The 14,332-nt window shown below is 29.1% G+C and carries 11 protein-coding genes; 7 read left to right on the top strand and 4 right to left on the bottom strand.

Going from position 1 to position 14,332, the window contains the following annotated elements:
- Positions 1-205: 205 nt before the first annotated feature.
- From QU666_RS10760 to QU666_RS10750, 3 genes are all read left to right on the top strand, one after another.
- Entirely contained in the window at positions 206-931 is a 726-nt protein-coding gene (locus QU666_RS10760) for a transaldolase family protein (RefSeq protein ID WP_021769867.1), read from the top strand.
- Between the two features lie 67 nt (positions 932-998).
- The gene (locus QU666_RS10755; protein WP_021769868.1) at positions 999-1,769 is read left to right on the top strand and encodes a DeoR/GlpR family DNA-binding transcription regulator; all 771 of its coding nucleotides are present in this window, start codon (positions 999-1,001) and stop codon (positions 1,767-1,769) included.
- Positions 1,770-2,126: 357 nt separating this feature from the next.
- Positions 2,127-4,400: a bifunctional (p)ppGpp synthetase/guanosine-3',5'-bis(diphosphate) 3'-pyrophosphohydrolase gene (locus QU666_RS10750; protein ID WP_021769869.1), complete on the top strand. Its 2,274-nt coding sequence runs from the start codon at positions 2,127-2,129 to the stop codon at positions 4,398-4,400.
- 734 nt (positions 4,401-5,134) lie between these two features.
- Here QU666_RS10750 and QU666_RS10745 read toward each other — a convergent pair.
- From QU666_RS10745 to QU666_RS10730, 4 genes are all read right to left on the bottom strand, one after another.
- Positions 5,135-6,370: an aminopeptidase gene (locus QU666_RS10745; RefSeq protein ID WP_021768876.1), complete on the bottom strand. Its 1,236-nt coding sequence runs from the start codon at positions 6,368-6,370 to the stop codon at positions 5,135-5,137.
- Between the two features lie 211 nt (positions 6,371-6,581).
- Positions 6,582-7,604: a DUF3829 domain-containing protein gene (locus tag QU666_RS10740; protein ID WP_021768982.1), complete on the bottom strand. Its 1,023-nt coding sequence runs from the start codon at positions 7,602-7,604 to the stop codon at positions 6,582-6,584.
- Between the two features lie 18 nt (positions 7,605-7,622).
- Entirely contained in the window at positions 7,623-8,648 is a 1,026-nt protein-coding gene (galE, locus tag QU666_RS10735) for a UDP-glucose 4-epimerase GalE (protein ID WP_021768983.1), read from the bottom strand.
- A 63-nt stretch (positions 8,649-8,711) separates the two neighbouring features.
- Positions 8,712-9,029, bottom strand: a complete 318-nt coding sequence (locus QU666_RS10730) for a co-chaperone YbbN (RefSeq protein WP_021768984.1) — start codon at positions 9,027-9,029, stop codon at positions 8,712-8,714.
- 493 nt (positions 9,030-9,522) lie between these two features.
- Here QU666_RS10730 and QU666_RS10725 point away from each other — a divergent pair, with 493 nt between their 5' ends.
- The 4 genes from QU666_RS10725 to QU666_RS10710 all read left to right on the top strand — a co-directional run bounded on the left by QU666_RS10725 (position 9,523) and on the right by QU666_RS10710 (position 14,242).
- Entirely contained in the window at positions 9,523-9,984 is a 462-nt protein-coding gene (locus QU666_RS10725; protein WP_021768985.1) for a hypothetical protein, read from the top strand.
- Between the two features lie 175 nt (positions 9,985-10,159).
- Positions 10,160-11,185, top strand: coding sequence for a nitronate monooxygenase (locus QU666_RS10720; RefSeq protein ID WP_051285813.1), 1,026 nt, complete (start codon positions 10,160-10,162; stop codon positions 11,183-11,185).
- A 208-nt stretch (positions 11,186-11,393) separates the two neighbouring features.
- Entirely contained in the window at positions 11,394-12,767 is a 1,374-nt protein-coding gene (rsxC, locus tag QU666_RS10715; RefSeq protein WP_021768987.1) for an electron transport complex subunit RsxC, read from the top strand.
- Entirely contained in the window at positions 12,767-14,242 is a 1,476-nt protein-coding gene (locus tag QU666_RS10710; RefSeq protein ID WP_021768988.1) for an RnfABCDGE type electron transport complex subunit D, read from the top strand. The genes rsxC and QU666_RS10710 overlap by 1 nt, the downstream gene beginning before the upstream one ends.
- The last annotated feature ends 90 nt before the right edge of the window (positions 14,243-14,332 follow it).

Genomic DNA, 14,332 nt, shown 5'->3' with positions numbered 1-14,332 from the left:
ACGAGCTTTTGTAGTTGTTTTTTCGTATTATGATTGTTTTTTTTTGTAATAAATGTAACATAAAAAAAGTAACTATTCAATCAAATTTTTAGAAAAGTTGAAAAAAAGCATTGACTTTTCTTAAATTATGTATTAAAATTATATCGAAATAAAACGAAACTAATTAAAATGTGGAATTATTTAATATAAAAAAATAAAAGGAAGGATGATAAAAATGCAATATTTTATTGATACGGCAAATTTGGAAAGTATAAAAAAAATCAGTGATATTTTTCCGATAGCAGGTGTAACTACAAATCCTACTATTATTGCAAAGGAAAAAAGACATTTTAAAGAGATTATAAACGATATTTTTGATATTATTGGAAAAGATAAGATTGTGCATGCACAGGCTGTGGGAAGTACAGCTGAAATAATAGTAAAAGAAGTACAGCTTTTGCGTGATACTTTTGGAGAAAATTTTTATACAAAAATTCCTGTAACGCCTGAAGGAATAAAAGCTATGAAGATTTTATCAAAAGATGGTCATAAAATAACTGCAACAGGTATTTTATCACCACAGCAGATAATTATGGCAGCAGAAGCAGGGGCAGAATATATGGCACCGTATATTAACCGTTCTGACAACATTGGTGAAAATGGAATTGAAATTGTAAAAGATGCCTATAAAATTCTTGAAATGACTAAAAAGACTGATGAGGAAAAACTGGCACGGTACAAAAGAATCTTTGAACCTAAAATATTAGGAGCTTCGTTTAAGAATGTAAGACAAGTTCACGAAACTATTCTGGCTGGGTCAAAATCTGTAACAGTAGCTCCAGACGTTTTTGAAAAATTAATTTATCATCCTTACACAGACTGGAGTATGGATACATTTAATTCAGACTGGGAAAAAGTTTATGGAGAAAAAACATTGCTTGATTTGTTATAAAATTTTGAAATATTAAATGAATTTTGGTATAATTTAGGTAACTATAAAAAAGTATTGGAGAACTTATATGTTTTTGGATGAAAGACTAGAAAAAATACTTGAAATTTTAAAAAATGAAAAAAAAGTAAAAGTTACTGATTTGGCAGAAAAATTTGATGTTTCGGAAGTTATTATAAGAAAAAATTTAAAAAGGTTGGAGCAGGAAGGGAAACTCAAAAGAACCCATGGAGGTGCAATCTTGCTAAAAGAACTTGCACATTCAAGTACTCTTGAAGAAAGAGTTATAAATAGAACAAAGCCAAAGGAAATTATAGCAAGAAAAATAATAGAAAATATTCAAAGCGGGGAAACAGTATTTTTTGATATTACAAGCATAAACTATATTGCAGCAGAATATCTTGCAAACTCTCAAAAAGAGATAACCCTTATCACAAATATGCCTAGCATAACAACACATTTTAATAAAAATTCAAAAATCAGCATAATTATGATAGGTGGTGAATACAACAAGGAAATTGGTGGAAATGTTGGAATAGAAGCAATTAATTACATAAAAAAATACAACGTGGATAAAGCCTTTGTTGGAAGTGCAGGAATAGATTTAGAAGCTGGAAAAGTGATGAATTTTGAAGCAAACGACGGAAATACAAAAAAAGAAATAATGAATATTTCAAAAAAAATATTTTTAGCAACTGAATACAGAAAATTGGGGATTTTAGGAAATTATAAATTTAGTAATTTATCTGATTTTGATACATTTATTTGTGAAAAAGATAAAAAAGATTTTTTAGAAAGTTATAAAAAAATATTTGATAAATCTGAAGTGGAAATTTTCTAATTTATTAGAAAGTTTTTAACATATTATCTAGTTTTAAGTAGTTTTTTATACATCATAAATTTTTATATATTTGAAAAAAAGCCAGATGTAAAAATTTGGCTTTTTTGTATTACCAGCTGTTTACAATAATTAATACTATTTTACGTTTACATAGTAAATATTTCTAGTTTCTAATAGGGCTTAATATAAAATATAATAAATATTAATAAATTTTAATAATTTAGTTGCTCAAAGCAAAAATAATTAACAATATTCACACTTTATAATAGATTTTTTTTAAAATGTATAGTAAAATAATTTTAAGAAAAAGTGATTGAATAGAATAATGCAGAGAAGGTTTTATTTGATACTGGGAGGATGGGATACGAGATGGATGAAAAGAAAGTGCCGAAAAATGAATGGAAGATGACGGATGATGATATAGTGGATACCAAAGTACCTGCAATTGTGAATAAGAGCTATGATGAATTGCTTAAACAGCTGACTGACAGGATTAAAGAGAACAGGCTGGATGTGGACATGAATAAAATTGAAAATGCTTATATACTTGCGTATGAGTCACATATAGGACAAAGGAGAAAAAGCGGGGAGGATTATATTTTACATCCTGTCGAAGTTGCGGAAATACTGGCTGATATGAAAATGGATACAGATACTATTGTAGCTGGGCTTTTGCACGATGTGGTTGAGGATACTCTTATAGTTTTGGAGGATATTGAGGATAATTTTGGAAAAGATGTGAAAAAGTTGGTGGATGGGGTTACAAAACTTAGGAATTTACCGAGAACTGACAGCAAAAAATTGGAAAATAAAAGAAAAATGGTAATTGCAATGTCAGAGGACATTCGGGTTGTAATTATAAAACTGGCAGACAGGCTTCACAATATGCGAACGTTAAAGTACATGAAACCTGAAAAGCAGCAGGAAAAATCAAAGGAAACAATTGAAATTTATGCACCAATTGCTCACAGAATAGGGATGGCTAGGATAAAATGGGAACTGGAGGACATAAGTTTTAGGTTTTTATATCCAAATGATTATTACGAAATTAAGGAACTTGTAAATACAAAAAGACGCGAGAGGGAAGAATATACAGCAAAATTTATTGAAAAAATAAAAATAGAACTCAAAAAAAATAATATAAAGGGTGAAGTTACAGGGCGTCCAAAGCATTTGTACAGCATTTATCGGAAAATGAATGAGAAGCAAAAAAGATTTATGGATTTGTATGATTTAATCGCAATAAGAATTATTGTTGAGAAAAAGAATGAATGTTACAATGTGCTGGGAATAATTCACGATTTATTTATACCTGTTTTTGATAGATTCAAAGATTATGTTGCACAGCCAAAGCCAAATGGCTATCAGTCAATTCACACAACAGTGAAAGGGCCTAATAAACAGAATGTGGAAATTCAAATTAGAACTCAAGAAATGCACGAAATAGCAGAAGAAGGGGTTGCAGCACACTGGAAATATAAAGAAAAAAAATCGAAATCCAAAAATGAAAAATTTTATGCAGATGTAAAAAAATTGAAAGATTCTGTTCAAAATAAAAAGGAAAATGAAAAAAAAATCGAATTTGCACAGGAAGTTACAGGAGATGTTTTAAAACAAACGATATTTGTATTTACACCAAAGGACGATATTGTGGAAATGCCACGAAATTCCACTGCACTTGATTTTGCATTTCAAGTACATACGCAAATTGGATACAGAACGATTGGAGCAAAAGTGGATGGAAAGATTGTTCAGCTTAATCATGTATTAAAAACTGGAGATAAAGTTGAAGTTATAACTTCTAAAAATATGAAAGGACCCGGAAAAGACTGGATTGAAATGGTAAACAACCACAGTTCCCGTGTGAAAATCCGAAAATGGTTCAAGGACAAGGAATTTGAAGAAAAATCAAAGGAAGGGGAACAGATTTTAGAAAAAGAATTTGATCGACTTGGACTTAAATTAAAGGATATGCTGGAAGACGAGCGTGTTTTTCTTTATATGAAAAAATATAACATTGGAGATAATAAAACATTATTTTACAGATTTGGAACTGGAGATTTATCACTTGATGGCTTTATGAATAAATTTGAGGTAAAAGAGGAAAAAGCATTAGAAAAGGTGCTTGAGGAGGAAACTGAAAAAGGGCATCGTCAGAAGGAACGAAATCAAGGCGGAGTAAAAATTTCTGGGACAGAAAATACAATGTACCGTTTTGCAAAATGCTGCAGTCCTCTTCCTGGCGATGAAATACGTGGCTATGTGACACGTGGACGTGGAATCGCAATCCATCGTGTTGACTGCGATAATTTTATTTCTCTTATGAAAAAAGAGCCAGAAAGAGAAGTTGATGTTTATTGGGATGAATCTGCAATTTCATCCAACAGTACATACGAATTTAATTTCACGATAAAAGCCTCAGATAGAAATGGATTATTGTTGGATATTATTCGAATTTTAAATGAATATAAAATGAATCTAATAACTGTAAATACGAATAACTTTAAAGAAAATGGGAACAAACGAATTTTTATACATCTAAGAATAACCATTAGAAGCCGAGATGATTTTGATAGATTGGCAAATAACTTAAAATCAATGCCAGAAATAATAGATGTAATAAAGAAATAAAAAGATTAATTTTATAAAAAGGGGAGTCGAAAATGGAATTGAAAATAATAATAGGAATAATTATATTGTTTTTTTTATTGAAGTTTTTTATAAATATTACTAAAAAAGTATTGTTTTTCTTTTTTGTGATTATTATTTTTATGATTGTTATAAATTATTTAAAATTGTAATTTTTGTTATTACAATTTATACAGACAGTGTTTCCTTATTTTATACTTCCTATTACAGATTAAAAGATAAGTTTAATCGGATGGGTTTGCTTAGGATTTAAAAAGTAAATATGAAAAAGAAGGTGTTATTAAAGTAATTTTATTATAATTTTACTAGCCTATAAACTATTTAATTATGAAGAAATAAATATTAAAGTACTAAGTATGTTATTGAAAAACTATTAATGTATCTGGTATTAGTTTCACAAAATTAGATTCTTTTAGTAGGAACGTATAATGGATATTCATGTAAAGATTACTGAATAATTCATAAATAAAATTATAAAGTAGATTAATATGAAAAAAATTCAATAAAAATTTATTAAACAGTAAATCAAAAAGGTTTGCTGTTTTTCTTTTGTGTTTGTTTTTTTTAATTAAAAAACTGTCTTAATTTAAGACAGTTAATTTTAAATTATAGTAAAAGTTCTTTAGAAACTTAACTCAAAAGCTATAACTATTTTACTCAAACTTTAAATTTATATAATTTTTAGTAGTTCAATTTTAAATGGTTCGAATATATTTCTAAAATGCCCAATTTCCTTTTCTAAATACAGGAACTCTTGTCCCATCTTCCAAAATTCCATCAATATCCATTTCCGCATCACCAATCATAAAGTCAACGTGGGAAATAGACTGATTAATATGAGCTTTTTCAAGTTCTTCTTCAGTCATTTTTGTCCCATCTTTTAGGGTAGTTGGGTATGCTGCACCCAATGCCAGATGATTTGAGGCGTTTTCATCAAACAATGTCTGGTAATAAAGAAGCCCAGAGTTAGAAATAGGGGAATCATTTGGCACAAGGGCAACTTCTCCAATTCTTCTCGAACCTTCATCAGTATCAAGCAGCTGCTTCAAAATCTCATATCCTTGCTCCGCTTCAAAATCCACAACTTTTCCATCCTTAAAAGACAATTTAAAGTTATCGATGATATTTCCTTGATAAGAAAGCGGTTTTTTATTTGAAACATAACCATCTACACGGTCTCTATCTCCAGCTGTAAATACTTCTTCTGTCGGCATATTTGGCAAGAAATCCGCCCCTTTCGCATTTTTACTTCCAGCCGCTACCCAAATGTGATTTTTGGGAAGTCCTACTGTCAAGTCAGTACCTTTTGAAGTATAATGAAGTGCTACAAAGTTTTTATTGTTTAAAAATTCAGCTTTTTCAGTCAAATTTTGTCTATGTTCTTCCCAAGCCTTAACCGGATCAGTTTTATCAACTCTTACAGTCTTTAATATTGCATCAAGCAGTTTTTCCTGTGCAATGTCAGTATTTGCTTCATCTGGGAATACAAGTCTTGCCCAATCTGCCGAAGGATAGCTTGCAATTGTCCAAGAATTTACATCTGTCATAATGCAAGTTCGGTAATGTTTATAGGCTTCTCCTGCATTTTTTGTCAATGCTCCCAGTTTTTCAGCATCAATTCCAGCAAATAAATTTGGAGAACTGCTTAAAATGTGGATAAATACGACATTATTGTCAAGATAATCATTTCTTTCGTCAATTGCCCATTGTGGGATGTGTGAATAGACTTCTTTCGATTGATATTCAGCATGAAGTCTTGATAATTTATCATCTGTCAATTTTACGTGAACATCACTTGCTCCCGCTTGATAAGCTAATTCTGTAACCTTATAGACTAATGGCAAAGCATCAGTTGTACAGTTTACCCAAACTTTTTGTCCTTTTTGTACATTTGCTCCAATTTTTACAATTACTTCTGCATATTTATTTAATTTTTCTTCAAAGTTGTTCATTTTTATTTTTTTCCTTTCAAAATTTGTTATTATTCATGTTTAAGAGCATACCCAAAATCTAACGATACTGTTGTGCCACTTAACATAATGTTATCTCTATAATGTCTAGTAGGACTGGAATATGTTCTTTTTGCTTTTTGTATAGATGTCAAACATTTGTTACAAAAATGTATTAAAAAAAATGGTAAAGAGTATAATATTTTTTAATTTACTATTGATAAAATATTTTCATTTTCTCATTTTCCTCATTATATTTATAAAACTGTAAATTATTATATTTTTCATCTTCAAAAATAATAAATTCATCCTCCTCTGAATTTGGATTGCTATTTTTTAAGTTTTTTAATCCTTTATAAAAATTTTTTATGGATTTTTTTGCTTCTTTTACATAACTTTTATATTTATCAATATCCATATTTTCATCTTTAATTTCTGAATCTTTTATTTTCTCGGCTTGAGATACTGCTAATTTAAAATCTTTTCCCAGTATTTCCAGTTGATTTATTAAGTTATCATTTTTTTCATCTGCAAACTCATCATCATAAAGTTTTTTATTAATTAGAGAAATAATGAATTTTATTCGGAAAATATTATATGCGGCAGTTTGTCCGTTATTTTTTAAATTATTTAGTAAATATTTTGCAGATAAGGACTCTAAATTTTGAAATTCTGATACAAGACTACTGTCATAATAACTGTATGACATAAGAATTTCTTCGTATTCTTTATCTAAAATTCTGCCTTTTTGAAAATTATCTTTCTTATATTCATTGCTTTTATAATAATTCTCAATTTCTTTCATTTTTGAAATTTTCTTTTCAGAATACTCAAAATATTCATTTAATGGTTTTTCAAAATCTTCTAGAATACTATTATTTTGAATCATATTCTTTAAAAACTTCTTTATTTCAAAATATTTTTTTTCCATTGGAGTTACTGGGTATTTTTCCACAAGTTCTCGTATATTTATTTCTGAAGGAATAAAAAACTCTTCTTTTTCGCCTCTTTTTATCCTAAAATACATGCTATATTTGTAATCATATTCAGAGAATACATCATCATACGGATTAATAGTTTTTAATACCCCTAAAGATGGCGACATATTCTGAAGTTTTTCAAATTTTACCTTTTCTTCTTCAGTTATTTTATCAGATTGTGTTTCTTTTAAATCAGAACTGTTATTACAGCTAAAAATAAAAATAAATGTAAAAATTAACAAAAAAAATTTTTTCATAACACCTCCGTAAAAAAATTAATCTTCAAATCCATTTGGATTTTTTTTCTGCCAGTTCCAGGAATCTCTGCACATATCCTCAATAGTGTATTTTGCTTCCCAGTTTAATAATTTTTTGGCTTTTGAGGCATCAGCATAACAAACAGCAATATCTCCTGCTCTTCGTCCATCAATTACATAAGGAATTTCTTTTCCAACAGCTTTTTCAAAATTATGTAGGATTTCAAGAACGCTGTACCCTTTTTCACTTCCTAAATTTATTGCATCAAAACCAAGATTTTCATTATTAAATAAGTAATTTAATGCTGCTGAATGTCCTGCCGCCAAATCATTTACATGAATGAAATCTCTTATACAAGTTCCGTCTAGAGTGTCATAATCGTTTCCAAAAATATGTAATTTATCGAGTTTTCCTACTGCAACTTGAGTTATGTAAGGGGAAAGATTATTTGGAATTCCATTTGGATCTTCTCCAATTCTTCCACTTTCATGGGCACCTAATGGATTAAAGTATCTAAGTGCAATAATGTTCCAAGTCTTGTCAGATTTTGCTAAATCCATTAAAATATTCTCGATAATTACTTTTGTACGTCCATAAGGATTTGTAGCTTCTCCCATTGGATCAGTTTCTACGAAAGGGACTTTATCAGAAGTTCCGTAAACCGTAGCCGAAGAACTGAATACAATATTTTTTACATCAAATTCTTTCATTACTTCAAGTAAAGTAACCATACCAAATAAATTATTTTCATAGTACATAAGTGGTTTTTTCACAGATTCTCCAACAGCTTTAAATCCAGCAAAATTAATTACAGCATCAATTTTGTTTTCATTAAATATTTTTCTCAAGCCTTCCTTATTTTTTATATCAAGTTCATAAAAAGATATTTTTGTTCCAGAAAGTTCTTCTAAAATTGAAATAACCTTTTTGCTTGAATTGCTAAAATCATCAACTATAATAGGATGAAATCCTTTCTTTATCAAGTCTAAAACCGTGTGAGAGCCGATATATCCTGCTCCTCCTGGAACCAAAATTGTTTTCATAAAAACATCCTTTCTTTCTAAAATTTCTATTTTTGTATGTAAGAAAATTTTAAAATTATTAAATTAACTATGCAAATTAATTTTTTTCATGATTTCATCAAAAGTTTGAAATCCATTTAATGTTTCTACAATTTCTCCATCCTTAAAAAGAATAAGCATAGGAAGTCCTCTTATCTTAAATTTAGTTCCAAACTCAGGATAATCATCAACATCAACTCTGGCAATCCTGCACTTGGAATTATTAGCCACTTCAGAGAGAACCTTTTCAAGCATTTGGCAAGGTCCACACCAGATAGCATAAAAATCCACAAGTGTAAGTCCAGTATGCGAAATTATTTCATTTTCAAAGTCTTCTCCAGCATAATTGATGATATTATTCATATAACTTCACCTCTATATTTTAAATTTATATTTTCTATTATTATATCAATTTTAGTTAATTTCTGCAATTTTATTTTTTTCAATTTAGAGTTGTAAAGTGAGTTATCACTAATAAATATTTGTTTTAATCCTTTTTTATTTCAAAAAAATTTCATATTTTTTATTTTAACAGTTAATTTGGTTAAAAATCGGAGACTTATATAAGATATATAAAAAATTTAACAAGAAGAATTGGATTAACTAAGAAAAAAAGAAGAAGAGAGGGGAAGAAATAAAAATTAGGAAAAAATTTTTCAAAAAATATTTTGATTATCAAAATAAAAATATTTAATTGTAAAAAGTCCAAAAACATTATATAATTAAAAAATAACGTGTGTTATAAGTTTTTTGAATACATATTAAAATATAAAAAAATCAAGCTAGTTTAAATTAAATAGATACAATTTTTGGGTTTGGTTTTACAGGATTTATCACAAGCAATAAAGGAGGTTTTATGTTTGAAAAATTTCGGTTGAAAAAGTTATCTAAAGTTGTGCAAACAGTTGTTACACAGTTTTTTGAACAGGTTACAAAAAAAGATTATTTGGCAACTTTTTCTAAAATAAATTTTTTAAATATTGAAAACGTTGCATTATTATATGAGAAAAATAAAAAAATTGTGATAAATAAAAGTGATGAATTTTTGAAAATGCTGGATAAACATATTTCAAATTCAGGGATTGATTTATCGTTTTTGGAAAATGTTGATTTAAAAAGGCTGGTAGAAAATTTTGAACGGCTTTGTGCCAATGGGTATATAAATTTTATTGAAAATGATATTAGAAAAAAAATAATTGAAAAAATAACAAAATTAATATATATTTTGCCTAAATTGCATTTTTGTAATGTAATTTTAAATTACACTTCAGTAAGTGAAAAAAAGAAGATTAGTAGGGCTCCACCATATAATTTTTAAAAATAATCAATGTTAATAATTTAGAAAAATTATAAAATTGGAGGAAATCAAAGTGAACGAAGTGAAGGAAATTAAAGAAGAAAATTCTAAAATTTTAAATGAAAATAAAAAAATCGAATTAAAAGGGATAAAAATTGGGAAATATTTTATTGAAAAGCCGATAGTTCAAGGTGGAATGGGTGTTGGAATCAGCTGGGATCAGCTTGCTGGAAATGTAGCTAAAAATGGATGCCTTGGAACAATAAGTGCTATTTGTACTGGATACTACCAAAATATGAGATTTGTGAAAAAAGCCGTAAATGGTCGTCCTCTTGGGACAGAAAATGCATATAATCGTGAAGCACTTTTTGAAATATTTAAAAATGCAAGAAAAATTTGTGGAGATAAACCGCTTGCGTGCAATATTCTTCATGCAATAAATGATTATGAGAGAGTGGTAAAGGATGCTCTTGAGGCTGGGGCAAATATTATTGTTACAGGAGCAGGGCTTCCATTGGAACTTCCAAGGCTTGTAAAGGATTATCCGGATGTGGAAATCGTGCCGATAGTTTCATCAGCCAGAGCTTTGAAAATAATCTGCAAAAAATGGAAAGCTGCTGGGAGAATGCCGGGAGCAGTAATTGTGGAAGGACCGAAAAGTGGAGGACATCAAGGTGCAAAATATGAAGAATTATTTGCTCCTGAACATCAACTGGAAGCAATTTTGCCGCCGATTAAGGAGGAACGTGATAAATGGGGAGATTTTCCTATTATAGCGGCAGGTGGAATATGGGACAATAATGATATAAAAAATATTATGGCACTTGGAGCTGATGCCGTTCAAATGGGTACAAGATTTATCGGTACTTACGAATGTGATGCAAGCGATGTTCTAAAACAGGTTTTGCTCGATGCAAAAGAAGAGGACATAGTAATTGTAAGTTCGCCAGTTGGCTATCCAGGACGTGCTGTAAAAACGAACTTAGTTCAAACATTAGAGCCTAATACAAAAAAAATAAAATGTATAAGCAACTGTGTATTCCCATGTGAACGTGGAAAAGGTGCAAATAGAGTGGGATACTGTATTGCAGATAGCTTAGGAGATGCCTATTTAGGTAGGCTTCAAAGTGGATTGTTCTTCTCGGGAGCTAACGGATGGAGATTAAAGGAAATTGTCCATGTGAAGGATTTAATAGACGAACTTATGACAGAAAGTAATTAGGATTATAGTAAATAATCAAGAACAAGGGGGATGAAATAATCGAATCCCCTTGTTTTCCGCTTAGTATTTATGTTGATTAATTTAGGTAAAAAAATAATTAAAATTTGAATTTTTTAGTAAAAGTCAAGGATTGTTAAATTTAGAGTATGTCTTTTATTAAAGAATTGAAATATAATTTAAAAAGTTAAAAAATAAATTGGAGAGAGAAATGGCTAGAAATAGAAGTATAAAGAGGATAATCAATATTCTTTTAAACAAAAATGTTGAAGAAACAGAAGAAAAAAAGAAAAAAACTATAAAAAAACATCATCCGATGAAACCAATGACAAAAAACACCGAATTAAAGGAACTTAAAGATGCTGCTCTTTTATATGTGCCACTTTCGCAACATATAGGAAGTCCTTCCATTCCAGTAGTAGAAATTGGAGATTATGTAAAAAAATATGAGAAAATAGGTGAAATTTCAGGTAATATATCTGCTAATATACATTCACCAGTTTCAGGCGATGTTGTTGACGTTGTTGAGCATTTTATTGCTAATGGAAATAAAGTGAAAACTATTATTATTGCAAATGATTTTAAAAATAAGGAAGAAAATCTTGTAAAAAGGGAACTTCGAGATTTAAAATTAATAAAAAAAGATGAAATTTTTAAGATAATAAAAGAGGCAGGAATAGTGGGGCTTGGAGGAGCACAGTTTCCGACTCATATAAAATATGATATAAAATTTAGAAAAGTAGAAACATTTATAATAAATGGAGCTGAATGCGAGCCATATTTGACTTCTGATTATTCTGTTATGAAAAATTACACAAGTGAACTTTTCCGTGGATTGAAAGTTATTCAAAAATTACTAAATCCAAAAGAAATGATAATTGGAATAGAAGAAGAAAATAGCGAACTGATTGAAATTTTTGAAAAAATAGGAAAAGAAGAAGAATTTGATTTAAAAATTCAGTTGTTGCCAACGATTTATCCACAAGGAAGTGAATTGCAGCTAATAAATACTGTTACAGGTAAAAAAGTACGAAAAGGTGAATTACCATTAGAACAAGGTGTAGTTGTAAGTAATGTAAGTACAGTAAAGGCAATTTATGATGCATTTTTTGAAGGGAAACCACTTATAGAAAGAGTTGTTACAGTATCTGGTGAAGAAGCAAGAAATATAGGAAATTACAAAATAAAATTTGGAACGCCGCTTTATCATATTGTAAAAGAATTGGATATTCGGAATGAAGAAAAGGTTATTTTTGGTGGCCCTATGATGGGAATGGAAATTTTTGATTCTCGAGTGCCTGTGATTAAAGGGACTTCTGGGATACTATTTTTAAGTCCAGAAGAAATTGAAAGGAAAAATTGTATTTCGTGTGGATATTGTGTAGAAGCCTGTCCTATGAATCTTATGCCTTTTGAATTTGCTGATTATTATGAAAAAGGGAAATACGAACAGATGGTTACAGCGAATATTCAAAATTGCATAGAATGTGGAGCATGTGAGTTTGTATGTCCATCAAGAGTTCCATTAATAGAAAGCATAAAAACAGGAAAAGCAATTTTGTCGGAAATGGAGGCGAATAAATAATGACAGATGAAAAAACATTGTTAGAAGAAATATTAGATGTAAGAAAAAAAATTAAAAATGGACTTTTGGATAATGATGATGCAGTTCACCCTTCAGAAACCGAAAATTTGCCTAAAAAAAGGAATATTAATCAGCAAAATTTGCATAATAATGGTAAAATAATAAAGCTGGAAAAAACACGAAATGAAAAAACTAAAAGAGAAACAATTAAAAAAGAAGTAAATGAAAAAGCAGAAAATGAGGAAAAGAAAAATATAAAAAATACAAATTTAAGTAAACCAAAAGTATATGAAAAATCAAATATTTTAAATGAAAAAAATTTAGGGAAACAAGATGAAAAAATTAAACGAAGAAAAATAATAAGAACCTTTTTTAAAAAAAGAGAAATGAAAAAAATGTCATTTAATCCATTCGTACGAACAGATGTTGAAGTGAGAGATGTTATGAAAGATGTTATTATATCTTTATTCCCTGCTATAATTGCAGCTGGACTTGTTTATGGGTTAACAGCTTTATTAGTAATAGTAACTTCTATTTTTTCAGCAGTAATAACTGAAAAATTGTTTTCAAGAATATTTTTGAATGACAAGGATTCTGCACATGATTTATCAGCAGTAATCACAGGGATTTTGATGGCTTTGACTTTGGCACCGTTAACTTCATTACCAGTTGTTGCTTTTGGAGCCAGCATGGCTATAATTTTTGGAAAACTGATGTATGGAGGAATTGGGAAAAATGTACTTAATCCAGCGGTAGTAGGACGTGAATTTATGACAGTTTTCTTTCCAGCAGCAATGTCTTCTGGAACTATTTGGTTTAGTCAAGAAGCACTAAGATTATCAAAAATAAATTTCTTTGTAAATTTTCAGAAAACACCTATTATGAGCTATTTAGACGAACTATTGTTAACTTCTTCAGGTTCATTGGGGTCATATTCTGCATTTGCATTAATTCTGGGAGGGCTGTATTTATTATTAAAAAACCGTATTTCATGGCATATCCCTGTAACTTTATTTGCTACATCATTTATAGCCACAATGATTTTAAAAGATGGAATTTCTGTTTCAATGGGAGGACTTTTATTAACAGGAATATTTATGGCAACTGATATGCCGACAAGTCCATCATTTGCAGCTGGGAAGATTTATTATGGAATAATACTGGGTGTTGTGATTGTGCTTCTGTCAATGCTTGGAGTAGAAAATGAAACATTATCGTATGTATTGTTAATTTTGAATCCGTTTACGAGATATATAAATAAAGTGTTCCGTCCTGTTGTATTCGGTTACGAGGTGAAGGAAGAAGTGGTAAAACAAGTTGGAAAAGGAATATTACTGACACTTGGAATTATTGTTTTTGCATTAATTTTTATAGGGTTACATAAGATAGGGGCTATTCCATATTTAGTTTATTTATATATTTTAATATTAACATTACAGTTAATAAGAAGTGATAGAAATAAAAAATTTAAGTAAATAAAAAAGGAAATTAGCTAAATAATTAACTTAATTTCCTAAAAAACAAATTTGTGCAAGGATAATGGAAATAAAAATCCTTGCATTTTT

Origin of the sequence: Leptotrichia sp. HMT-225, from assembly GCF_030644325.1 — a bacterium.
In the GTDB taxonomy this organism is placed as follows: domain Bacteria; phylum Fusobacteriota; class Fusobacteriia; order Fusobacteriales; family Leptotrichiaceae; genus Leptotrichia; species Leptotrichia massiliensis.
This window is presented reverse-complemented; position numbering and strand designations above follow the sequence as displayed.

Coding starts and splice junctions, on each gene's coding strand:
- QU666_RS10760 (WP_021769867.1), top strand. CDS start 206: ATGATAAAAATGCAATATTTTATTGATACGGCAAATTTGGAAAGTATA.
- QU666_RS10755 (WP_021769868.1), top strand. CDS start 999: ATGTTTTTGGATGAAAGACTAGAAAAAATACTTGAAATTTTAAAAAAT.
- QU666_RS10750 (WP_021769869.1), top strand. CDS start 2,127: ATGGGATACGAGATGGATGAAAAGAAAGTGCCGAAAAATGAATGGAAG.
- QU666_RS10745 (WP_021768876.1), bottom strand. CDS start 6,370: ATGAACAACTTTGAAGAAAAATTAAATAAATATGCAGAAGTAATTGTA.
- QU666_RS10740 (WP_021768982.1), bottom strand. CDS start 7,604: ATGAAAAAATTTTTTTTGTTAATTTTTACATTTATTTTTATTTTTAGC.
- galE (WP_021768983.1), bottom strand. CDS start 8,648: ATGAAAACAATTTTGGTTCCAGGAGGAGCAGGATATATCGGCTCTCAC.
- QU666_RS10730 (WP_021768984.1), bottom strand. CDS start 9,029: ATGAATAATATCATCAATTATGCTGGAGAAGACTTTGAAAATGAAATA.
- QU666_RS10725 (WP_021768985.1), top strand. CDS start 9,523: ATGTTTGAAAAATTTCGGTTGAAAAAGTTATCTAAAGTTGTGCAAACA.
- QU666_RS10720 (WP_051285813.1), top strand. CDS start 10,160: ATGGGTGTTGGAATCAGCTGGGATCAGCTTGCTGGAAATGTAGCTAAA.
- rsxC (WP_021768987.1), top strand. CDS start 11,394: ATGGCTAGAAATAGAAGTATAAAGAGGATAATCAATATTCTTTTAAAC.
- QU666_RS10710 (WP_021768988.1), top strand. CDS start 12,767: ATGACAGATGAAAAAACATTGTTAGAAGAAATATTAGATGTAAGAAAA.